The following is a 22404-nucleotide window of genomic DNA, read 5'->3' as shown; positions in this document are numbered from 1 at the left end:
CACACTTATGAGTTTGCTTACCAAAACCTCATTAATACTCACGCTGAGTTACTTTTCTCTGTGGTGCTTCGGTCCATTGTGGCTCAGTGAACTTGGGAACTGGTATGGTTTACCTCTGTGGTTTTGGTTTTCATGTATCGGTGCCCCTCTGTTACTGATAGTGAGTCTTAGCTTGATACTGACTCGGTTTTTTGGAACGGCGGCAGAACATAATGACTAGTTTATTTCCGGTGTTAATTTATCTTGCGTTAAGCTTGGTGATCACTCGAGTATGGAGTGCGCGTCAATCTAAACAGTCTCAGCAGTTTTGTGATGATAAAGCCAAGCGTTTTTTCATCGGCGGGGCTTTTCTTAGTGGGCCACTGCTTGCATTAACCTTAGTTGCTACCTATACCAGTGCAGGCTCATTTATTGGTGGGCCAGGCGCGGCATATAAATTTGGGTTAGCTTGGGTTTGGCTAGCCGTTATTCAGGTCCCAGTGGTTATTCTGACCTTAGGGGTTTTAGGGCCTAAATTTCTTGCACAAAAAAAGCAGTACAGCACCATTATCGAATGGCTGGACGAGCGATATAGCAACAACTGGTTGAGTACGATTGCGATGCTGAGCTTGGTTGTTGGTTTTGTCGCTATGATCTCAGTACAGTTTATTGGTGGAGCACGCTTGTTATCTGGCGTCACGGGGATTAGCTATGAGTTAGGTTTAGGGGTATTTGTCCTAACGGTCTTAGCCTATACCTTAACAGGGGGATTTAGGGCGGTAGTCCTCACTGATGCGCTTCAAGGCATGGTGATGCTGCTTGGACTCATTATCTTGTTGCTTGTCCTATTAAGTCAGCCAGAGCTAAGTTCACAACTCGCGATGGAAACCGTTAAAACGCCGCAACTACTTAGCCCACATGGGGTGGATAACTTTTTAGGCTGGCCTATGATGTTGTCGTTTTGGGTATTGATCTGTTTTGGCACCATGGGTTTACCTCATACTATTGTGAGGCTGCTTGCTGTTAAAGATCCACAGTCGCTAAAGCGCGGTATGCTTTGGGGCACGATAATCTGTTTCTTGATGACACTTATCCCCCATTTTTGTGGTTTTCTTGGTCGTGCGCTGTTTCCAAATCTGACCGTGCCCGATCAGATCATGCCGACCCTCATTGCACAATTAATGACCCCATTCTGGGCGGGGATCTTACTGGCAGCGCCTATTGCTGCGGTAATGTCATCGGTAGATTCGATGCTGCTGCAATCAGCTGTCAGCATTGTCCGTGATGGTGTTGTAAAAACAAGGCCCGCAATGAGTGCGACAGCCCAAGTGCGTATGACGCAGGTGGTGATGGTACTTATTACGGCTTTAGCCTGCTTTTGGGCTGTTAAGCCGCCAGATATGATTGTTTGGATTAACCTCGCGGCTTTTGGTGCGCTACAAGCGGTATTCTTATGGCCTATCATTGCAGGTTTATTTTGGCCAAGTGTAAATGGGCATACGGCTCTAATCGCCATGTGTAGCGGTATGCTTAGCTATTTAGCTCTACAGCTACATTCTCCGCTGACGTTGAATATTCATCCAGTTGTACCTGCATTGCTCTTTTCGTTGCTGATGATGGTGATAAGTCACTTAATTAGCAAAGCCTTTGTTAAACGCTCTGTTGTGAGTCGTTAATAGAGATGGTGAACTTGGCTGGCTAATCGTTAGCCATTGGTTTATATTTGCCGCCATATAATAATAAAATGGTGGCAAAATGGACCCTGTTAGCTGTTCTAATACATTAGATAATCAGGCGGTTACTAAAAAAGTAACGTGGAAAATGCCCGATACTTTAGTCATAATCTTCTTCGTCGCAATCGCTGCGGCAATCCTTACCTACTTTGTTCCTATTGGCTCGTTTCAAACTCAAGACGTAAGCTACGTCGTTGATGGGGTTGAAAAGAGTCGAAGTGTTATCGACCCCGACTCCTTTGCCTATGAAGTCGATGATAACGGCGAGCCGATTTTAAACCCTGTAGCGTTATTTGAAGGTCATGGCGGAACGGGCTTCTTTAACTTTGCCTTTGAAGGCTTGGTTTCCGGTTCTAAATGGGGCAGCGCCATTGGCGTAATCATGTTTATGTTAGTGATAGGTGGTGCCTTTGGGATTGTGATGGCGACAGGTACCATAGATAACGGCATTTTAAAGCTTATCGATCGTACTCGTGGCAATGAGGCGCTGTTTATTCCCGTGATTTTCATACTCTTCTCCCTTGGTGGCGCGGTCTTTGGCATGGGGGAGGAGGCGATTGCGTTTGCCATTATCATCTGCCCGCTGATGATCCGTTTAGGTTATGATGGCATTACTACTGTGATGGTGACCTATGTGGCGACCCAAATTGGTTTCGCGTCATCTTGGATGAATCCTTTTAGCGTGGCTATCGCTCAAGGCATTGCAGGTGTACCTGTGTTATCGGGCTCTGGCATGCGTTTTGTGATGTGGTCGGCCTTTACCCTGATGGGGCTTATTTTCACTATGCGTTATGCTGCTAAAGTGAAAGCAGTTCCAACGCACTCTTTTAGTTACCAAAGTGATAGTTATTTTAGAGACAACCTAAAAGAATCCAAACTCGAAAGCCGTTTCAACCTCGGTGATATCTTGGTATTACTTACTATCTTCGCAACCGTTGCATGGATCATCTGGGGCGTGATCGTTAAAGCGTGGTTTATCCCAGAGATCGCCAGCCAGTTCTTCACTATGGGAATTGTCGTTGGCATTATCGGCGTGGTCTTTAAACTCAATAAGATGAACGTTAATACCGTCGCTGTGAGTTTTAAGCAGGGCGCTGCGACCATGCTTGAACCCGCAGTTCTTGTAGGCTGTGCATCGGGCATTTTGTTATTGTTAGGTGGTGGTGATGCCGCAACGCCAAGTGTACTCAATACCATACTGAGTAAGGCTGGGGAGTTTATCGGTCAGCTTCCTAGCGTGATGTCCGCCTGGTTTATGTACCTGTTTCAGTCGGTATTTAACTTCTTTGTCACCTCCGGTTCAGGACAAGCCGCGCTCACTATGCCGTTAATGGCACCATTAGCAGATCTTGTCGGCGTTACTCGTCAAGTCGCAGTGTTAGCCTTTCAGTTGGGCGATGGCTTTACCAATATATTGGTGCCAACTTCGGCGTCCTTGATGGCGACATTAGGCGTGTGCCGCGTCGATTGGGGCCAATGGCTTAAGTTTATCTGGCGTTTTATGCTGGCACTGTTTGTGACTTCCAGTGTAATTGTGATTGGCGCTCACTATATGGGCTTTAGTTGATAACTGAATTGACGCATTTTACTCATAAAAAAACGGCATCCTAGGATGCCGTTTTTAATGCCTTAACAAAGTTTAGAACTTAACTTCACCTTCAACAAACCACTCGCGTCCACGTGCGTTATAGATGCTACGTGGGTAGTGTGGCCATGATGTTGCTGTTGGGTCGAAATTAGGACCTGCATCGAATAGGTTAATGACGCCGACTTTAACCTTAACCGCATCAGAGATGGTGTAACCAGCAGTTAGGTTCCACTTAGTCTGTGATGCCACTTCATGGTCTTCTTCGATAAACTCTTCACCAGCTTCAATAGCGGCTTCTTTGAATGACTTGTATTGAATACCGTGCATACGAGCAGTATGGTAAGCACCGAGTGTCGCTTCAAAGTCTTCAATAAAGTAGCCAAGGATCAAATTCGCGCGGTACTGAGGCAAGCCACCGTTTTCGATGTCATCTTCGACTGGATCTGTCTCTGTTAACTGGTACTCAGAGTTAAGAATGTATGTACCGCTAAAGTTCAGCTTTAGCTCACCAAAGCTGTTGAGATCCCAAGTATAGCCAGCAGTCAAATCTAAACCACGGACTTCCTGATAGGCAAGGTTTTGCGCAACGGCGTTGATGTGGGTAATGGTGCCGTTTTCATCACGGGTGATCATGTCTTCATAGAGTTCATAGTCACGAGCCGCTTGTTGAGCACTGATATCACTCACCATGTCGTCAAGTTTCCACTCCCAAAGATCGAATGAAGCATCGAACGCATCGCCGCCCCATACCGCACCTAGATTAGCTGTATAGCCTGTTTCAGCTTCTAACTCTTTGTTTGAACCTGTGGTGGTATCGATATGCAGTTCATTACAGATCTCATCCAAGGTTTTATTATCTGGATATTTAGTACCTGGTGTTCCGCCCATCGCTTGACATTGCTTGAAGTCAATGACCGTGTTGAAGCCGTTAGTCGGGTCACCATACACGCGGTGCATATCTGGCGCACGGAATACAGAGCTCCAAGAACCACGAACGAGTAACTCTCTCATAGGACGATATTCAACCGCGATCTGTGGCGAGAGATTGCCACCGAAGTTATCGTAGTGATCGTAACGCAGTGCTGCATCAATAGTTAGTTCATCGAGTACAGGAATGCTTAACTCTGCATATGTAGCCCAGTTCTTACGCTCGCCCGCACCTGAAGAACCACCTTTACCAAGGATGTTACCGTTTTTAGACTCAGAGTCTGAATCTGTTTCATAGCTTTGAATGGTATATTCGCCACCAAATGCGAACATGGCATCACCTGCATCCATCTCAAATAGTGAGCCAGTGATGTTAGCCTGTACGTTCTTTTGTGTAGACTGCGCACGTTCAAATGAGCTGTATGCTGTTTTTTCAGCATCTTCAGCAGAAATATTTTCTAGTAGTGAGTTACCATTTGCGCCAGCTGTGATGTAGTCAAACATGCCACCGACTGTCGCGTTGCCGCCACCAAATACGTCGACGCTGGTACGGCCGTAGTTAACCGATGCATCCCAGTTGTATTCGTCAGCAATTAAGCCTTCAAGGCCTGCGGTGAAGAAGTAGTTGCGGGTCTTGGTTTCAGTTGTACGGTTGCCTAGCTCGTGTAAACGACGGGCGTAGTAGTATGAGCCGTCTTCTGCGTTGGCAAAGTCACCATTTAGTGCTGTCGACTTATCAGCAAAGACCTTGCTCATATAGTTGTCAGCACCTTCTTGACCGTAACTTACGGTTAGCTGATCGCCATCAACGGAAATGTCGTAATCATCGAATGCCGATGGCTCGATGTTAGTGACTGACTTCGCTTCTGAATAGTCTAAACGGCCCACAAAGCTAGTATCATCATTCAGCTCGTAGTTGAAGTTGGTTGAGCTGATGAAGCGTGAGCTTTTAGGTTGTAGATCGCGCCATGCAGAGCGATCAAAGCCACAAGTACTGCCAGTCCATAGGAAACCACCTGCTTCACATTCCTCAGTCGTGAGTACACGTTGGCCTGTTGGTGTTACTCCGTCTACAGCGACACCGGCAATTCTCGCTCCGTAAGAGCTGTACCCTGAAAAGTCACTGTGAGGTACATTGTCGGTGTGAAGACCAAAGTTCTCTCTGTCAGTTGCTTTTAGAGATTCAGTATCTTGGAACTCAATAAAGGTCGATACGTTACCTCTGTCAGATGATGCACCTAGAGATAGAGCTACGCGGTCATTGGCACCGCCACCGTTTGTGGTATCGCCATGGCGATATTTAATCGCTACACCTTCGAAATCTTTTTTCAAGATGATGTTAATTACACCACCAACAGCATCGGCGCCGTAAATCGCCGAACCACCAGATTGTAGGATTTCAATACGCTGTACAGCTTCCATTGGCAGGTTCGCCGTATCAACGAAGTTATCTGTACCGCCAGCAGGTTTAGGATATTGGTTTAAACGCTTACCATTGATCAGAGTTAGGGTACGGTTTGCGCCAGCGCCACGAAGGCTGATAGAAGACGCTGCAGGTGTAAAGCCATGAACCGACTGGGTTGTCATCGCGCCCGTTGTAGAGGTTAAACTTTCCAATGCATCTTGAACGTTAGTGAAACCCTGTTTCGCCATTTCGTCTGCACTCAATACGGTAACAGGTGTGGCTGTTTCCATATCACTGCGTTGAATACGCGAACCTGTTACTTGGATACGTTCAACATTCTCTTCATCTGCTGCAAGAACAACTGGCGAGCTAAGCGCTGCTGATGCGGCACCTGTAGCTAACGCAAAGCGCACGGCTTTGGCCAATCTTGAGTTAAGCTGCATATTATTACTCCCTTGGAACTTATTATTTGTTTTATGTTTTTGTTAAGTAACGTCTTCTTAAGGTGTTGCAAATATATATAAAAAGAGGTCCTTCAGCGGGATGTAAGCACAAACACGCAACTGGGGCAACAAGCTGTTTACAGGTGTTTTATCTACCTGTTTTGCTGTGATTTATCAGTTAATTATCATTGTCGTAACCGGTGGGTAACATTCGTGGGTTAATTGTTGTTGCGCTTGGTTGGTTGTTATTGCTTGTGGTTTTTTGTGTTCTTTTTTGCGGGTCTAGTTGTTGCTTGTGGTTTGCGTGTTTGTTTTGTTTGCGTTTGTTTTTCTCGTTTATACAGTTGCTTACACTATAGAGTGTAAAGCTATGTAAAAATCCTTAGATGTGATAAATGTCACATCTAAGGTTGTTGGCTCTCTATTAAATTCAGATGATGTTACGAAGAGGTTGAGCTTTGCTTGCTAAGATTTATGGCCAAATAGAGCAACATAATTTTTATTAACTTTTAAATTGCGCGCTCTTACTGAGAAAGCTTGATTTGTAGTGGTACAAGTATCGACTTACAACATAAGTCACCACGAGTGTTGCTACGATTAACTCAACTTTGGCGGTGATAAGTAAGTCAAAGGAAAACACGCTTGAACCGTATGTTGCTACCAGCCAATGTACCGTTTTAAATAGCGCTGTCGCGCCAATGACCATAGGAAATGTAAAAGCCGCATAGCCTGGTGAGAATGGCAGTCTGAGTAAGTGAAAGAAAGCGAGATAAATTACACTTGTCATCAACAGTGCGAGTGTGAGCAATACGCCAACGATAATGAGTGATGGCTGATTGGAAATCGTTAAGTAGCCTGCTAAAGAAAGACTGGCTGGGGCTGCTAAAATCGCAATCGTCGGTTTTGCTGCATCGGCAATCGGTGCGCAGAAAATTAATCGATAGAGCATTATTGGCAGCATCACTAAGTAACTTGTCATTCCGAAAGTGAGAATCGCATTTGCTAACCATTGATATTCCATTTCAGAGCCATGTGGGAAAGATACCGCGGCGACTATGATTCCAATGGGGGGAACAAACCAGCTGGGTACCATATGTTCGAGCTTAAAGTCGATGGCGCGGTAGTAGACAAACATTGTTAAAAATACAATATGAATTACGATAGCTAGCAGCCAAAGTCCAACCCCTACGGCGTGATTAAACTGCCCTAAAGCGGCGGAGACCACCATTAACCCCATTGCAAAGGTTGGGATCACACTGCCAATAACTGGGTGGGTGAGTTCTTCAATGAGTACCTGTGGATGAAGTACAAATTTTGCGACTAACATAAGCAAGAGAACACTTGCAATGGATGCCCCGACCAATTGGCCTCTACCATCCATATTCGGAACCATGCTCTCCCATGCCCAGCCTAAGCTGGCGATAGCTAATGCAAGCCCAGCCATAGGGCTTGGGAGGCGTGATACTCTGTGCCTTAGTTTGTTATTTGTGATGGTCATTATATTCTCCTCAATCCATTTTTTATGGCATGAGTTTAGAATGACCATCGGTTAAATAAAATTGACCTTTACTTAACTGTAGATTAAGTTTTTCTTAAGGTTTGAGTTTGCAACGCAGTAAGGTATGGCCAAGACCTATATTGTCGATATCTTCGTCGACAAAAAGCCCTGCTTGGCTAATCAATTTTAGCAGGGTCTTACTGTGGTACATGCGACTATTACCATTGGCAATGGCAGTGAAATACAGTGATGTTGCATTAACACAATAGGCTCCAGCTTCGAAAGGTTGACGATCCCAGAAGGTTTCTAAGATGCACAGTTCGCTGTTACTCGTCATGACAGTGGCTGCACGCTTTAAGATGCTAAGGATCTCAGCTTCTGAGAAACAGTCTAAAAATTGGCTCATCCAATACAGATCGCCATGCTCACAAAACGGTTTGCTCTCATCGAGCAGATCGGTAATAAAAGGACTGACTCTGGCAGATACACCTGCTGCCTTAGCGTTTTCCATAGCGACTTGTAGTTGCCCAGGAAGATCCATGATAGTGACTTTGACTTGGTTGTCGAAGCCAGTGCAAGCTAATGCCCATTTACCGGTATTTCCACCCACATCGACGATATGCTTAGGCTGAGCTTGAAAGATAAGCGGTAATAAAGATTCAAACGCGTGATCAGAGTAGTAGTGATCGAACTCAAACCAGCTCTTCTTAATCTCTTCAGGAAGCTGACTTAAGCCAGGATAAATTGTTTGCCAATCACCTAGTGAGGCTAATCCTTTGGGTTTACCCTCGATAAGTGAGGCCTCCAACTCAAATAAACCCTGATAGCAGACATCGTGGGTGAAGTTGAGGTTTGTCTTTGCCATATCATCATGCAGTAGGAAGTGACCAATTTTATCGAGTACATAGTTTTCATTATTTAGATATAACAGTCCCATGCTTAGTCCCATATCGACTAATACACCTACGGCATATTCAGACAGCGTAGTTTGCTGGGCTAATTCGCTAAGGGAGCTCCCGTTTGTGCCGCTGTCGGAGATGAGTTGTAGTAAGTTAAATTTTAAAAGACAGCGTGCAACCTGGAAGCTAATGGGAGCAAAAGCGATTTTTTGTGCTTCAAATTTGGCATCGAAAGCACTGATAGAAAGAGGTGAGCGATAAAAAGACATAAGTTAAACCAAGATAAACTTCGTGAGTATAGTGGAGCCAAATTTTACATGTTACAGTTTGTTAATTGTTTGAGCTTGATCCTAATTCATAGGGTTAAGTGTGACTTTAACGAATGTAAAAGTAGTTTTGTTCGTTTAATCTGCCTAATTGTCAGTCTAAAGGGAGCTGGTATGCTTGTACCTTTGACCTATGTGGGTCGTCAGTCAAACCGTAGCGATGGTCAAGCGCGGCGTATTGAAATATTAGAAGCGACTTTACGCCTAATCGTTAAAGAAGGGATCCGTGGGGTACGTCATCGTGCTGTCGCCAGCGAAGCTAATGTACCTTTATCATCAACGACTTATTACTTCGATGATATTAAAGATCTTATCAGTGACTCGTTAACTTATTTTGCTGAGAAGACGCTGTGGATGAATAAGACATTGGAGCAGAAGAGCTACGCTTTAGTCGAGAGTCTGAGGTTGGAGCAGAAAACTGCCGATGAGACACAGATGAAAACCTTTATTGTTGAGAATTTAAGCCAGTTTATTTGTGAGCATATTAAAGAGCAACTAGCTCACAGAGACGATAGAGTACTAGAGATGGCGTTTCATGAAGAAGCCTTACGTAACCCGCAGTTAGCGGCGGCGATTAGTGCACTAGATGAAAGCTTCTTAGGCAGTATCAAGCAGTTTTTCGCAGCAATGGGCTCAACGACGGCCAATGCAGATGCCCATCAGGTGTTAGCCATCATTAAATTGCTTGAGTCACAGTATCTTCTTCGGGACGTATTTGATGATAAGGAGATATTCGCGATTGTCCGTTCGACAGTTAGTCATATAGTCAAAGCGATTTAAGTTCAAACAGAGTAAGCAATAAAAAACCCAAGCGAATGCTTGGGTTTTCTTTAGCACTAAAATTGGCTTATTGAACGTTTTCGGCGTCGCTAAATTGACCTTGGAATAGTACTGATGAGAGGTAACGTTCTGCTGCAGAAGGTAAAATAACCACAATGTTTTTACCTTCAAATTCAGGCAGTGCGGCAATACGGTTAGCAGCAACTACGGCCGCGCCCGATGAAATACCGACTAAAATACCTTCCTCTTTCATTAAACGTTGAGCCATCTCAATCGACTCTTCGTTGGTTACTGCTTCGACACGGTCGATAAGAGTAAGGTCTAAGTTGCCAGGAATAAAACCAGCACCAATACCTTGGATCTTATGTGGTCCAGGCTGCACGGTCTGACCTGCGAGTGTTTGTGCGATAACGGGTGAGTCGGTTGGCTCAACTGCGACAGAGGTAATCGCTTTACCCTGAGTGTTCTTAATATAACGGCTAATACCAGTAATCGTACCACCGGTGCCTACACCTGCAACAACGACGTCAACCTCGCCATCGGTATCGTTCCAAATTTCAGGGCCTGTGGTCTTTTCATGGATCTCAGGGTTAGCTGGGTTATTGAACTGTTGCAGTAATACATACTTTTCAGGGTTTGATAGTCTGATCTCTTCAGCCTTATCAATTGCGCCCTTCATGCCTTTAGCACCTTCGGTTAGTACAAGGTTGGCACCAAGTGCTTTGAGTAATTTTCTACGCTCTAAACTCATGGTGTTTGGCATAGTCAGGGTTAACTTATACCCACGAGCGGCCGCAACATAAGCCAGAGCAATACCAGTATTACCCGATGTTGGTTCGATAAGTTCTTGCTCATGAGTCAGAAGGCCTTTTTTCTCAGCATCCCAAATCATATTGGCGCCGATTCGGCACTTCACGCTAAAGCTTGGGTTACGAGCTTCAACTTTAGCAAGCACTCGACCATTGCTCACACGGTTTAGACGGACAAGAGGGGTGTTACCAATTGTTTGTGAATTATCTTCAAAAATTTTGCTCATGGCTTGCTTGCTCCTTTATATGCACAGCTAAATCATAATAGGCTTTTGCGGCAATAGAAGTGATAGTTTGTTCTTCGTTATTCTTTTTAGTTATTAAAGCGTTTACTGTTATTCATAAAGATCGGTTTGGTTACAGAAATGGCATGTTAACATGATGTTGCATTGAAAAGTGTTTTGTCAGTTTTACCCAGGTGGTATGGGGATTTATCTGTCATTTTCAAGATTTATGAGGACGCTTGATGAACCAGCAACAGATAACTAAGCATGATGATCCTAAAACTTGGGTCACGCCTTTTGCTTTCGATGTCGCGCCAAATATTTTATATCTACCGTTAGCCAGCCCAGTCAAAAGAGGCTTGGCGATGTTGATTGATGGTTTATTGGTTGCAGTTCTAGCCGAGAGTGCAGGTTGGATCTTTATCTTGCTGGTGTTGGGTACCCTATTGGTACAGAAGCAGAGTAAAGCTGTGGGGAGATTGTTTAAGTGGGGTTTGTACCTACTGATGCTCGTTGTCCTGATCTCGGCGCTGGTAGGCTATTTTAGCGATGTGACAGTCAAGACTCCTCAAGGCAGTGGTTTGGATACGAATGGCATCATAGTCAAGCCTATAGATAGCGATAATGCTTTAGCTAACTTGACTGAGATGGTGGGCTATGTTCCTGCAGTGATCGTTGCCAGCCAATGTGAAGACTTTACTTGTGCACAGGAGAGTATTGCCGAGGTGAAAGCGGCGTTATCTCGCTCGAGCCTGAATACTGAAAAGCAGAACAATATTATTAATGAATTAGTTACTGAGTTGCCATTAACTTCAGCTGAGAAGCAGCAACTATATATCGCAGCGGTAGAGCCATCCGTTGAAGATTTGGCTGAAACAAGCACAGAACCAGCATCGGATACAAATACGCATACAAACAAGCAGCCGCTTAAGTTAAGTGGCGGAGTCGGCTTAGAGCAAAGTACTAGCCCAACAGTTTCTGAATGGAAAGCGCGTGTACAAGAGCTTGAACAAAGGGCGGCTAAATTGGATCAAGAAATTGAAGAAACGAGGGCTGCACAAGAGAACAAGCTCATTGATAACAGTGAAGAGACAACCAGCCCACTGGCATGGATAAAAGGCTTGCTTAATGATCTCGGCTTAGGCTTTGGTTGGGCTGCCTTCTATTTTACCGTGTTTACCGCTTGGTTCGATGGGCAAACCTTAGGTAAAAAGTTATTTGGGATCCGCGTTATTCAACTCGACGGCACTAAAATCTCTCTTTGGGATGCGTTTGGTCGATATGGTGGTTATGCGGCAGGCTTTACCACTGGTTTATTAGGCTTCTTTCAGATTTACTGGGATGCTAACAGGCAGGCAATACAAGATAAGATCTCTGCAACTGTGGTGATAGATGTGCGCAAGACCAAGCATGAAGCGGCGCAGGAACATGCTCCGGTTGATGAGAATCCTGTTAATTTGGTCATTGAAACAAGCTCAAATAATTGACATTTACGCTACCGCTTTTTCTCAACAGGCGTTAAGCTGCCGCTATAAGAAGCGCATAGGAAAATTATGCGACAGGGTTATATTTCCCTTTTTATCATATGTATTTAGCTAATTAAGCAGAATATTGTTTATTCAGGGCTTAGCGAAAGACTTACTGGCTAAATGTAAAATAAACAAGGGCGAAGGAGAGCGGGTTGCGAATTTTAGTGGTTGAAGATAGCCAAGTAGTTTCTCGGGTGATGCGTCACTTGCTTACTCAAGAGCTATGTTGTGAGGTGGATGTCGCGCCAGATATGGCAAGTGCAAAGCAGTTGTTAGCACAAAACGAATATTTTGTCGCAATCACAGACTTAAACTTACCCGATGCTCAAGAAGGGGAGATCGTTAAGTTTGTGCTGGCAAAACAGATCCCCTGCATCGTATTAACGGGGAGTTGGGATGCTGAGCAGCGTGAGCGCTTACTGCAGCTTGGCATTGTGGATTACGTTTTTAAAGAAAACCGTTTTAGCTATGAATATACAGCCAAGCTGGTTAAGAGGTTATGCCGTAATCAAAGCGTAAAGGTGCTGGTTGCCGATGATTCACTGGTGAGCCGCAAATTTATCCGTAGCCTACTGGAACAACACCTTTTTCAAGTCATCGAGGCTGACGATGGTATCTCAGCATTATCAACTCTTAACGATAACCCCGATATCAAATTACTGATCACCGATTACAATATGCCTGGGCTCGATGGGTTTGAGCTGATTATTAAAGTTCGTGAGCGCTTTAGTCGTGAAGAGTTGGCCATTATCGGGCTCTCGAGTGACAGCGATGAAAGCCTCTCTGCACGCTTTATCAAAAATGGGGCTAACGACTTTCTACAGAAGCCATTTGTTCATGAAGAGTTCCACTGTCGAGTGCTAAACACCTTAGATGCACTGGATATGGTGACACGACTTTGGGAGCAGGCAAATCTAGATTATCTAACTAATGTCTTTAACCGACGTTACTTCTTTAATTTATATGAAGAAAAGCTGCCAGTCATTACTCAGAAACAGGGCTCATTGTCACTGGCGCTGCTGGATATCGACTTTTTCAAGAAAGTAAACGACACCTATGGTCATGATGTGGGGGATGAGGTATTGATTGAGTTTGCTAACCGATTACAGCAATCATTCTCTGCACACTTTACGGTTGCCCGTATTGGTGGTGAAGAGTTTGTGGTTGGGTTTAAAGGCCTTAATGTCGAAAAGGCCTACGTACTGTTAGACAGATTCAGGATGCAGCTGGAATTAACCCCTTTCGAAACATCAAAGGGATCATTAAATATTAGCGTAAGCAGTGGCGTTGCAGAGTTTACTCACAGTGAAACTATCGATGAGCTATTAAATCGTGCGGATCAAGGACTGTATGAGGCAAAGGACGGCGGACGTAACTTAGTCTGTATCGTAGAGAGTTAACTTGATTTCGTGCCAAAACGAGAAATTAAAAGCAGCCCAGTGGCTGCTTTTGTCTTTATGCATGAATTGACTCGTTGCATTAGATTAGTCAATAAAGCAGCTAAGCGTCGCTGACCTCCATAAAGTCGTTTTCTTCAGTCTTCACTAATAAGTCTATGGTGTCATAGGCTTTTATACCATCAGAGTAACCAAGATAGAATACGCTCTGGATTTGAGTTTTTAGCCGTAGAGGAACTCACAGCCTCGTTGTTGAAAGTACTTGTTTTGCGTGTAGTACTTATTCAAAACAGGGGCGCATTCGATGTCCTAGGCGACTCGTGATAACGGCATCGGTCGCGCTATAACAAAAAAGCCATGTCGAGACATGGCTTTTTAATTGAAATCAGATGATAGCTAGACTTACTCAGGTGCTATCGCATCGTTCTTATAGGCGGTGCGGTACTTATCGACCCACATGGCGGTTGCGCCACAAATCGCTACAGGCATCACCACGAAGTTTAGAATTGGGATCATTGAGAACAAGGTGACCGCGGCGCCAAAACTAAAGCTACTGCCCTTGGTTTGATTCAGAGCAAACTTCATATCTTGAAACGGGACTTTGTGGTTATCAAATGGATAATCGCAGTACTGAATCGCCATCATCCAAGCACTAAAGAGGAACCATAATACCGGTGCTATGGTTTGCCCGATAAAGGGGATCCAAAACAGCAGTAAAAACACGATGGCTCTTGGCAGATAGTATTTAAGCTTCATCCACTCTCGGCCCATGATCCGCGGTAGATCTTTAATGAGGTCGATGCCACCGCCAGTATTGAGCGGCTTGCCAGTGAGTTGTTGCTCAACTTTTTCGGCCAGCAAACCATTAAAGGGGGCGGCGAGCCAGTTCATGACCGAGCTAAAGATAAAAGACAGCACAACCAGCAGCGTAAGGACTGCCAGAGGCCAGAGGATAAAGTTAAGCCAGCTTAAATAATCTGGTAGTTGCGTCGATAGCCAGGCAAACACATTTTCTAGTTGGCCAATGGCAAAATAGATAAGACCCGAAAATAACAGTAAGTTGATTGAAAGCGGGATAAAGACGAACCTTCTTAGCCCAGGCTGTTTGATGAGGCTGAATCCATCAAGAAAATAATTAACGCCGCTTTTTTTTTGTACTTGTTTGGTTTTATTCATAGAGAGATGTAGGTTATTAAAATTGCGCATTAGTACGATTGTGAGTCAGTCGGTATTTAATCACAAGTTAAAAGCGCTTAATACACGATAAAAGCGTTACAAAATACAGCGAGCTTTGGTAAAGTTAGTCACTAAATAATCCCCAAAACTCAGTCGCTATTTACCTAGCGAGGAAATGACTACACGGCACAATGAGACTTAAACAGATTAAACTTGCCGGATTCAAGTCATTCGTCGATCCAACTAAAATCCCTTTACTTAATCCCCTAAGCGCCATTATCGGGCCAAATGGTTGCGGAAAATCGAATGTGATCGATGCCGTGCGCTGGGTGTTGGGGGAAAGCTCGGCCAAACACTTGCGTGGTGACTCTATGGCCGATGTCATCTTTAATGGCTCAACGGCAAGACGGCCAGTATCCGTTGCCAGTGTTGAGTTGTTATTTGATAACCAAGATGGCCGCCTAGCTGGTCAGTATTCCAGTTATCAAGAGATCGCCGTTAAGCGGCAAGTTAGCCGTGACGGTGACTCAAGCTATTTTCTCAATAATCAAAAGTGCCGTCGTAAAGATATTACTGACCTGTTTATGGGCACTGGTCTTGGGCCTCGCAGTTACGCGATTATTGAGCAGGGTACGATTTCAAGACTTATTGAGTCAAAACCTCAAGAGTTGCGGGTATTCATCGAAGAAGCCGCAGGGATCTCACGTTATAAAGAGCGCCGCCGCGAAACAGAAAACCGAATTCGACACACGCGGGAAAACTTGGCCAGACTCGGTGACATTCGTTCCGAATTGACCAAGCAGCTCGACAAGCTTGCCGAGCAAGCCGAAACGGCGCGCAAATATCGTGAGCTTAAGCAAGCCGAGCGTAAATATGATGCCGAGTTGTCGGTGTCACGTTTTGCCGAACTACAGCAGCAAATAGCCAAAATTGATGAACAGCTAAGTAAACTCGAGCTGCAACAAACTGAGTTGTTGGCTAAGAAGCAGACGGTCGAATTAAGCCTGACAGAGCTTGGTTTGAAGTTAAGTGAGCTAGAGACTCAAGAAGCTCATCAAGTTGAAGATTTTTATCTGACCAAGACTCATATTGCTAAGCTTGAGCAGTCGCTTAAGCATCGTCAGCAACAAGACGAAAGCCTGACTCTGCGTTTGCAGGAAAATGCTGAACAGATAAGTCTCTATCGTGCTCGATTAACCGATGTTAAAGCCAAGCAAGCGCTGCTAACGGAGCAGCAAGCGCTTGCGGTGCCCGACGCGACGCTAATCCGTCAACAGTTGACGGCCCATGACGCTGAGCTGTCACTCGCCAATGAGCAACTCGAACAGCTAAGTGAGCAATTGCATGGATTGAATGATGCTTATAGCCAAGCGCACCACGCGTTTGAGATGAACCGTAATCAGCTTAGCCATAATGAATCTGATATTGGTAATAAGCAGAGGCTGGTGGAGCGTTTAGAGGAGCAAGTTGTTTCGACCTCCGCAGAGCTTGAAAAGATTAATGCTCACGATTTTGCTTCACAGGTCAGCGAGCTTTCCTTGGTGATTGAGCAAGAGCAAGAGGTGCTTGATGAACTCAATTATCAGCAGCAAACCAAGCAACTCACTGAGCAGGAGTTATTGGCGAAGCAAGATAGCCTTAAGGTCAAACTCGCCGATGAGCAAGGGCGCTTATCGGTTGTGACTCAGTTATTGCCAGCCGATAAAGCGGGCGATACTGAAGAGCTATGGCAAGTGATAGAGGTCACTCCAGGCTGGGAAACCTCAGTAGATATGCTGCTATCAGGACTGTTAAATACTCGGGTATTGACTGAAGCTGATGTCGATAGCTGTTCTGAGCAACTCGGCTTTGAGTCTGGCGTTACAGAACTTAGCGTGATTAAGGCGCCAGTGAACCTCGCACCTTGGCTGCAGCATGTGACTTGGCTCGAAACCAAAGAGCAGGCTATTGGCCAAAGAGGCTCCTTGAAACAGAATCAGTTAATCGCTACTGCCGATGGATACCTCGTCGGCGTCGACTTTGTTATCGAAAAGACTCAGGCTGCGGGCTCGATTGTTGAGCTTAAAAATGAGCAGCTAGAACTGCAGCAAAGCGTCATGACGAGCCGCTCTGATCTAGAGACGCTGAGTGAGTCACTGACTCAGCTGAAGCAGGCCATGGCGCCGCTTGTCAGCCAGATCCAGCAAAAGCAGCAATTTATTCAAACTCAACAGATTGAGTTGGCAAGTTTAAAGTCCCAGCTGCAATCCCAGCAACAATCGGTGGCGCAGACTGCCTCTAGATTGGCCAAGGCTGAGCATGACTTACTCGAGGCTAAGCAAGAGCTGCAGGCGTTGCAGTTAAGCGTTGAGAAGCGAGTGCGACAGCATCAGCAGCTGAGTGATACTCTTGAAAAAGCGCAACTCGCCAAAGCCGATGGTCAAGTGCAAAAAGCGCAGGCGCTGGATAAGGTTGCTAAGCTTAAACCGCTTCGACAACAGCTAGACGCTAAGATGACGCAAGCATCGGCGAGCGAGCAAAACTTGCATACTCAGATGATGCTGATTGAGCAGCAAGTTAATCAGCATCAGCAGCGATTGCAAGAACTTGAGCAAAGTGAAGCTGTGCTTAAGCAGCAGTTAGAACTTAAAGACAGTGAACAGCAAGAAGGGGAGTCGCAACCTCTTAAGGCGCAGTTAGACCAAGCCTTGCAAGCTCAGCAGATTAAGCAAGATGCCTTGACGGCGTTAAGGCTGCAGCAAGCAGAGCTTCAAGAACTGTGCGATAGTGCAGGAACGAATAAAAAACAACAGCTTGCGAGTTTAGAGGGCTTGACTCAATCCACAGGCACGTTAAAGTTACGCCGTGAAGGATTAAAAGGTCAAATTGACAGTCAGCAACGATTGCTTATTGAGCAAAATGTTGATGTTAAACAGGTATTATTATCGTTAGATGAAAATAAGACCTTGGTTTGGCGTCAAAAGGAGCTAGAGCGATTACGTGCACAGATCGAGCACCTTGGTGCAATTAACTTAGCCGCGATTGAGGAGTTTGATCTTCAAAACCAGCGCAAGTTATATTTAGATAGCCAAGATGAGGATCTGAACGCCGCGCTTTCGAGCTTAGAAGAAGCGATTCGTAAGATTGATAAAGAGACAAAGAGTCGCTTTAAAGATACGTTTGATAAAGTTAATGCCGATCTCGGTATATTGTTTCCTAAGGTCTTTGGTGGTGGCAGTGCTTACTTGGCCCTGACCGATGACGACCTTTTAGAAACTGGCGTTAGCATTATGGCGAGGCCGCCGGGTAAGAAGAATAGTACGATTCACCTACTTTCTGGTGGAGAAAAGGCATTAACCGCTTTATCATTGGTATTTGCAATTTTTAGGTTAAATCCAGCACCATTTTGTATGTTGGATGAAGTCGATGCGCCTTTGGATGATGCCAATGTCGAACGTTTTTGTCGTTTGGTAAAAGAGATGTCCCAAAGCGTTCAATTTATATATATTAGTCACAACAAGATCACCATGGAATTGGCCGATCAACTTATCGGTGTGACTATGCATGAGCCCGGTGTTTCGCGCATTGTGGCAGTTGACATAGATGAAGCGGTGGCATTAGCCGACGCAGGATGAACATAAGAAATACAGGGTAACCAATGGAAAATTTTCAACTGGTATTGCTTCTTATCGGTGTGATAGCCATTATCGCCGTACTTGTACACGGATTTTGGTCCATTAGAAAACAGCAACCTAAGGGATATAAGCAAAGCCCCATGGCCGATATTAGCCGTGAGCGTCGCGATGCTGATGGTTTCGATAACGATGGTATCGGCGAGGTTCGAGTTGTTAAAAATAGTGGGTTTGAAAGTGAAGCTGAAACGGTTGATGAGCATCAGCAAGAGTCTCAGTTTAATGGTACTAGGGCTGATTCGTTTGAGTTAAGTGACACTCCGGCACCTAAAGTAACGAAGACGCGTGTTGAGCCTTCTCTAATGACTCAAGAGCCCGTATTAACTGCAGAGGCGCCAATTCAAGAGTCACTGTTTGCTACAGAAGAGCCGGTGTTCACTGAGCCTGAAATCGCAAAGCCAAAGATTACTGAGCCTGTCTTTGAGGCAGCACCAAAGGTTATTGAACAAGAGGCTGTAGAGCAAGAAATAGTTGAAACAAAGCCAGAACCTATTTCAGAGTCGAAACAGGCACAAGTTGAAGAGTTAGGTGAGCCACAAGATGTATTAGTACTGCATGTGGTCGCGAAAGAGGGCGAAGAGCTCAGCGGCGCAGAACTTTTACCTTGTTTGCTGACGCTTAACTTTAAGTTTGGTGATATGAATATTTTCCACCGTCATGAAGATAATGCCGGTACCGGTAAGGTATTATTCTCGATGGCGAACATGGTTAAGCCGGGCGTATTTGATCCCGACAACATGGAGCAATTCAGCACTCAAGGTGTGGTGTTATTTATGACATTGCCTTGTTATGGCGACGCGTTAATGAATTTCTCTATCATGCTTAATTCAGCCCATCAGATCGCCGATGACTTAGGTGGCGTGGTTCTTGATGGCGGCCGAGGTGAGTGGCTAGAAAGTACTAAGCAAAGCTATATTCAGCGGATCAGAACGCTGGCTTGCGCTTAGATTGAGCCTACATCATCGCCTAAGCTTTGATACGTAAACACATTTTAAAGGCCGCAGCAGCGGCCTTTGTTATTATTCGGGTATTATGATGCAAGATGTTCAAAATGAAATTGCTCAGCTAACTGCTGAACTTAATCAACATAACTATCGCTATTACGTTGACGATAGCCCTTCAATTCCTGACGCCGAATACGATCGTTTATTGAAAAGGCTTAAAGAGCTAGAGAGACTGCACCCAGAATTTTGCCTAGCGGACTCTCCTACCCAAAGAGTGGGTGGTGAAGCACTTGCAAAGTTCGAACAAATTAAGCACTTAAAGCCGATGCTGAGCTTAGATAACGTGTTTGATGAGCAGGAGTTTACTGCATTTAATCAACGCATCATCGATAAGACTGGTAAAGATTTAAGCTACTGCTGTGAGCCTAAATTAGATGGACTCGCGGTGAGTATTGTTTATCGTGATGGCGTGTTTGAACGCGCTGCCACCCGTGGTGATGGCCAGACAGGTGAAGATATCACCGAGAACGTGCGCACCATTAAATCGATTCCGCTTAAGTTACGTGGTGATAATTTTCCGCCATTGGTTGAGGTGCGTGGTGAGGTGATTATGCCTCATAAAGCATTCGATGCACTTAACGAACGGGCTAGATCTAAAGGTGAAAAGCTGTTTGTTAATCCCCGTAATGCCGCTGCTGGTAGCCTACGTCAGTTAGACAGTAAGATCACTGCCAGTCGCGCTCTTGGTTTCTATGCCTACGCGCTTGGTGTAGTGGAGCCTGAAACATGGGAGCTTGCTGACAGTCACTACGGTCAGCTTGAGCAGCTGCGCTCATGGGGCGTGCCAGTAAGCCAAGAGGTTAAGGTGTGCGGGTCGGTTGCTGAGGTAATGGCTTATTACAATGACATTCAGCAGCGCCGTAGCAGTCTTGAGTTTGAAATCGACGGTGTGGTGGTGAAGGTTAATCAGATAGCCCACCAACTCAGCTTAGGTTTTGTAGCAAAAGCGCCTCGCTGGGCGACCGCGTTTAAGTTCCCGGCTCAAGAAGAGATGACTTTACTTGAGGGCGTCGATTTTCAAGTGGGTCGCACAGGCGCCGTGACCCCAGTCGCGAGACTCAAGCCTGTATTTGTTGGCGGTGTGACGGTATCGAATGCGACGCTACATAATGCCGATGAAATCGCGCGACTCGGCGTTAAGATTGGTGACACCATTATTATTCGCCGCGCTGGTGATGTGATCCCGCAGATTGTTGCCGTGGTAGCAGAAAAACGCCCAGGCGATGCTAAAGAGATCACTTTCCCTGCGCTTTGCCCTGTGTGCGACAGCGAAGTTGAGCGCGTCGAAGGCGAAGCCGTGGCACGCTGTACTGGTGGCTTATTCTGTGAAGCCCAGCGAAAAGAAGCCATTAAACACTTTGCTTCACGTAAGGCGCTGGATATTGATGGTATGGGTGACAAGGTTGTTGAGCAGCTTATCGATAAAGAGTTGGTGGAAAGTCCTGCCGATCTGTTTAAGCTGACGGCATCAGCCATGACCATGTTAGAGCGCATGGGAATGAAGTCGGCCACTAAATTGGTGGCCGCTATCGAAGTGGCGAAGCAGACCACATTTGCGCGTTTCCTTTATGCCCTTGGTATTCGTGAAGTGGGTGAGGCAACGGCTGCAAACCTTGCTGCGTACTTTAAAACTTTAGATGCACTGAAAGTGGCTAAAGAGGAACAGTTTATTAAAGTCGATGACGTCGGTACTATTGTAGCGGCCCATTTGGCGCACTTCTTTGCACAGCCTCATAACCTTGAGGTGATCGATAAGCTTATCGAAGCAGGCATACATTGGCCGGCAATTGAAGAAGTCGCCGACGAAGACCTGTCGCTAAAAGGGCAAACTTGGGTATTAACTGGCACCTTAACCCAACTTAATCGCAACGATGCCAAAGCAAAACTGCAGGCGTTAGGGGCAAAAGTGGCGGGGAGTGTCTCTAAAAATACCGATTGTCTCGTTGCTGGTGCAGCCGCAGGCTCTAAATTGACTAAGGCGCAAGAGCTTGGGGTAAAGGTTATTGATGAAGAAGCCTTGATAGCCATTCTCTCATAATGCTCGATTAGATTAAAAAAGCTCCTTATGGAGCTTTTTTAATGCTTGAAAATCATTAAATTGTCGCCATATCTAGTTTATCTCAAATATGGTTTACCAAAATGAGTTAGCCAAATTAACCAAAGGAAAGCATTTGAATTTTAGTCATATCACCTGGCTTGACGATAAAGGTCATGTAAAGCCGCCGTTAATGCTCTATCTGTTGCTGGTGTTTATTGCACGAGGCTGGTGTGTATTTGTGGCGTCATTGACTCAGGCAAGTGATAGAGCCGCTTTGGTTGAACTTTTTTACCCACACAAGGCTGATTTCTTGATGGCATTGGCGGCGGGGTTTGGCGCGTTAATCGTTTATGGCGTCGTTATTGCTGAGAGAAAACGCTCACCTAATTGGGTGCGTCCACTCTTTCCTTATATGAAGTGGTTATTGGTGTTGCTGCTGATCATCGATGGTGGTTTGCTGCTTCAGCGAGTTTTACACTCCTATTACATGTATAGCTGGAGTATAGGCTTGGATGCACTGCTGCTATTTTGGAGTAGCTTATATCTCTATAAATCTAAGCGCTTGAAACTGTACTTTAGCGATTGGAAAGAAAACGACTGTAAGAAAGAAAGTAAGAAAGTAAGAAAGTAAGAAAAAAGAGTAAAAAAAGACGCTGCAAGCAGCGTCAAAAGAATCTTAATTCAGAGAGTCACTCTGTATTTGTGATCCATAGCTTTACGATAAAAACCTTTTAAAGCTAAACAATAATCATACTGCGATTATGATCTAACCTTGTTAAAGGACAATTGACAGTATTGCTTCCTAAACATCATCTTCTTCGGGGCGACCGATCTTAAGAAACAGTTTCAGTATAGAATGGTTGAATATTGTATGCAATCTTGGTGTGTATTTATTTGGCTTAAAAAAGAGACAAATAGGGAATAACTTATTCTATATCGACTATATTGAAACCGTATAGATAGCTTTCATGGCTTGTT

General features: G+C 45.1%; 15 protein-coding genes. 10 read left to right on the top strand and 5 right to left on the bottom strand.

Annotated features, from left to right (window positions below; translation table 11 throughout):
• Positions 1-7 precede the first annotated feature (7 nt).
• The 3 genes from JMA39_RS08050 (at position 8) to yfcC (ending at position 3279) form a co-directional block, all read left to right on the top strand.
• Positions 8-220, top strand: a complete 213-nt coding sequence (locus JMA39_RS08050) for a DUF997 family protein (RefSeq protein ID WP_202721367.1) — start codon at positions 8-10, stop codon at positions 218-220.
• Entirely contained in the window at positions 213-1655 is a 1443-nt protein-coding gene (panF, locus tag JMA39_RS08045; protein ID WP_202721366.1) for a sodium/pantothenate symporter, read from the top strand. The genes JMA39_RS08050 and panF overlap by 8 nt, the downstream gene beginning before the upstream one ends.
• 79 nt (positions 1656-1734) lie before the next feature.
• Positions 1735-3279, top strand: coding sequence for a putative basic amino acid antiporter YfcC (yfcC, locus tag JMA39_RS08040; protein WP_202721365.1), 1545 nt, complete (start codon positions 1735-1737; stop codon positions 3277-3279).
• 72 nt (positions 3280-3351) lie between these two features.
• Here yfcC and JMA39_RS08035 read toward each other — a convergent pair whose 3' ends face one another.
• The 3 genes from JMA39_RS08035 to JMA39_RS08025 form a co-directional block, all read right to left on the bottom strand.
• On the bottom strand, positions 3352-6075 hold the full coding sequence (locus tag JMA39_RS08035) for a TonB-dependent receptor (RefSeq protein ID WP_202721364.1): 2724 nt from the start codon (positions 6073-6075) through the stop codon (positions 3352-3354).
• A 502-nt stretch (positions 6076-6577) separates the two neighbouring features.
• Positions 6578-7573 carry a TDT family transporter gene (locus JMA39_RS08030; RefSeq protein ID WP_202721363.1) on the bottom strand — a complete coding sequence of 332 codons (996 nt, stop codon included), beginning with the start codon at positions 7571-7573 and terminating at the stop codon, positions 6578-6580.
• Between the two features lie 94 nt (positions 7574-7667).
• Complete coding sequence (locus tag JMA39_RS08025; RefSeq protein ID WP_202721362.1) at positions 7668-8741, bottom strand: methyltransferase; 1074 nt, start codon at positions 8739-8741, stop codon at positions 7668-7670.
• Between the two features lie 171 nt (positions 8742-8912).
• On the opposite strand from JMA39_RS08025, the gene JMA39_RS08020 reads away from it, so the two are divergent.
• A complete protein-coding gene (locus tag JMA39_RS08020; RefSeq protein ID WP_202721361.1) occupies positions 8913-9578 on the top strand; it encodes a TetR/AcrR family transcriptional regulator in 666 nt (221 codons plus the stop codon).
• 67 nt (positions 9579-9645) lie between these two features.
• Here the strand turns inward: JMA39_RS08020 and cysK are convergent, their stop codons facing one another.
• Positions 9646-10614: a cysteine synthase A gene (gene cysK / locus JMA39_RS08015; protein WP_202721360.1), complete on the bottom strand. Its 969-nt coding sequence runs from the start codon at positions 10612-10614 to the stop codon at positions 9646-9648.
• A 239-nt stretch (positions 10615-10853) separates the two neighbouring features.
• Between cysK and JMA39_RS08010 the strand changes: the two genes are divergently transcribed.
• Both JMA39_RS08010 and JMA39_RS08005 read left to right on the top strand, forming a co-directional pair.
• Positions 10854-12098, top strand: a complete 1245-nt coding sequence (locus tag JMA39_RS08010; protein ID WP_202721359.1) for an RDD family protein — start codon at positions 10854-10856, stop codon at positions 12096-12098.
• A gap of 194 nt (positions 12099-12292) precedes the next feature.
• Positions 12293-13540, top strand: a complete 1248-nt coding sequence (locus JMA39_RS08005) for a GGDEF domain-containing response regulator (protein ID WP_202721358.1) — start codon at positions 12293-12295, stop codon at positions 13538-13540.
• Between the two features lie 399 nt (positions 13541-13939).
• Here the strand turns inward: JMA39_RS08005 and cysZ are convergent, their stop codons facing one another.
• Entirely contained in the window at positions 13940-14713 is a 774-nt protein-coding gene (gene cysZ, locus JMA39_RS08000) for a sulfate transporter CysZ (RefSeq protein ID WP_202721357.1), read from the bottom strand.
• Between the two features lie 191 nt (positions 14714-14904).
• Here cysZ and JMA39_RS07995 point away from each other — a divergent pair, with 191 nt between their 5' ends.
• The 4 genes from JMA39_RS07995 to JMA39_RS07980 all read left to right on the top strand — a co-directional run bounded on the left by JMA39_RS07995 (position 14905) and on the right by JMA39_RS07980 (position 22057).
• Positions 14905-18327 carry a chromosome segregation protein SMC gene (locus JMA39_RS07995; protein WP_202721356.1) on the top strand — a complete coding sequence of 1141 codons (3423 nt, stop codon included), beginning with the start codon at positions 14905-14907 and terminating at the stop codon, positions 18325-18327.
• A gap of 23 nt (positions 18328-18350) precedes the next feature.
• The gene (zipA, locus tag JMA39_RS07990; protein WP_202721355.1) at positions 18351-19331 is read left to right on the top strand and encodes a cell division protein ZipA; all 981 of its coding nucleotides are present in this window, start codon (positions 18351-18353) and stop codon (positions 19329-19331) included.
• Between the two features lie 88 nt (positions 19332-19419).
• The gene (gene ligA, locus JMA39_RS07985; protein ID WP_202721641.1) at positions 19420-21426 is read left to right on the top strand and encodes an NAD-dependent DNA ligase LigA; all 2007 of its coding nucleotides are present in this window, start codon (positions 19420-19422) and stop codon (positions 21424-21426) included.
• Between the two features lie 133 nt (positions 21427-21559).
• Positions 21560-22057, top strand: a complete 498-nt coding sequence (locus tag JMA39_RS07980) for a DUF2919 domain-containing protein (protein WP_202721354.1) — start codon at positions 21560-21562, stop codon at positions 22055-22057.
• The last annotated feature ends 347 nt before the right edge of the window (positions 22058-22404 follow it).

It is taken from the genome of Shewanella schlegeliana, assembly GCF_016765635.1.
GTDB classification, from domain to species: domain Bacteria; phylum Pseudomonadota; class Gammaproteobacteria; order Enterobacterales; family Shewanellaceae; genus Shewanella; species Shewanella schlegeliana.
This window is presented reverse-complemented; position numbering and strand designations above follow the sequence as displayed.

Bases quoted from the DNA above. Each gene is read 5' to 3' on its own strand.
- JMA39_RS08050 (WP_202721367.1), top strand. From the start codon at position 8: ATGAGTTTGCTTACCAAAACCTCATTAATACTCACGCTGAGTTACTTT.
- panF (WP_202721366.1), top strand. From the start codon at position 213: ATGACTAGTTTATTTCCGGTGTTAATTTATCTTGCGTTAAGCTTGGTG.
- yfcC (WP_202721365.1), top strand. From the start codon at position 1,735: ATGGACCCTGTTAGCTGTTCTAATACATTAGATAATCAGGCGGTTACT.
- JMA39_RS08035 (WP_202721364.1), bottom strand. From the start codon at position 6,075: ATGCAGCTTAACTCAAGATTGGCCAAAGCCGTGCGCTTTGCGTTAGCT.
- JMA39_RS08030 (WP_202721363.1), bottom strand. From the start codon at position 7,573: ATGACCATCACAAATAACAAACTAAGGCACAGAGTATCACGCCTCCCA.
- JMA39_RS08025 (WP_202721362.1), bottom strand. From the start codon at position 8,741: ATGTCTTTTTATCGCTCACCTCTTTCTATCAGTGCTTTCGATGCCAAA.
- JMA39_RS08020 (WP_202721361.1), top strand. From the start codon at position 8,913: ATGCTTGTACCTTTGACCTATGTGGGTCGTCAGTCAAACCGTAGCGAT.
- cysK (WP_202721360.1), bottom strand. From the start codon at position 10,614: ATGAGCAAAATTTTTGAAGATAATTCACAAACAATTGGTAACACCCCT.
- JMA39_RS08010 (WP_202721359.1), top strand. From the start codon at position 10,854: ATGAACCAGCAACAGATAACTAAGCATGATGATCCTAAAACTTGGGTC.
- cysZ (WP_202721357.1), bottom strand. From the start codon at position 14,713: ATGAATAAAACCAAACAAGTACAAAAAAAAAGCGGCGTTAATTATTTT.
- JMA39_RS07995 (WP_202721356.1), top strand. From the start codon at position 14,905: ATGAGACTTAAACAGATTAAACTTGCCGGATTCAAGTCATTCGTCGAT.
- zipA (WP_202721355.1), top strand. From the start codon at position 18,351: ATGGAAAATTTTCAACTGGTATTGCTTCTTATCGGTGTGATAGCCATT.
- ligA (WP_202721641.1), top strand. From the start codon at position 19,420: ATGCAAGATGTTCAAAATGAAATTGCTCAGCTAACTGCTGAACTTAAT.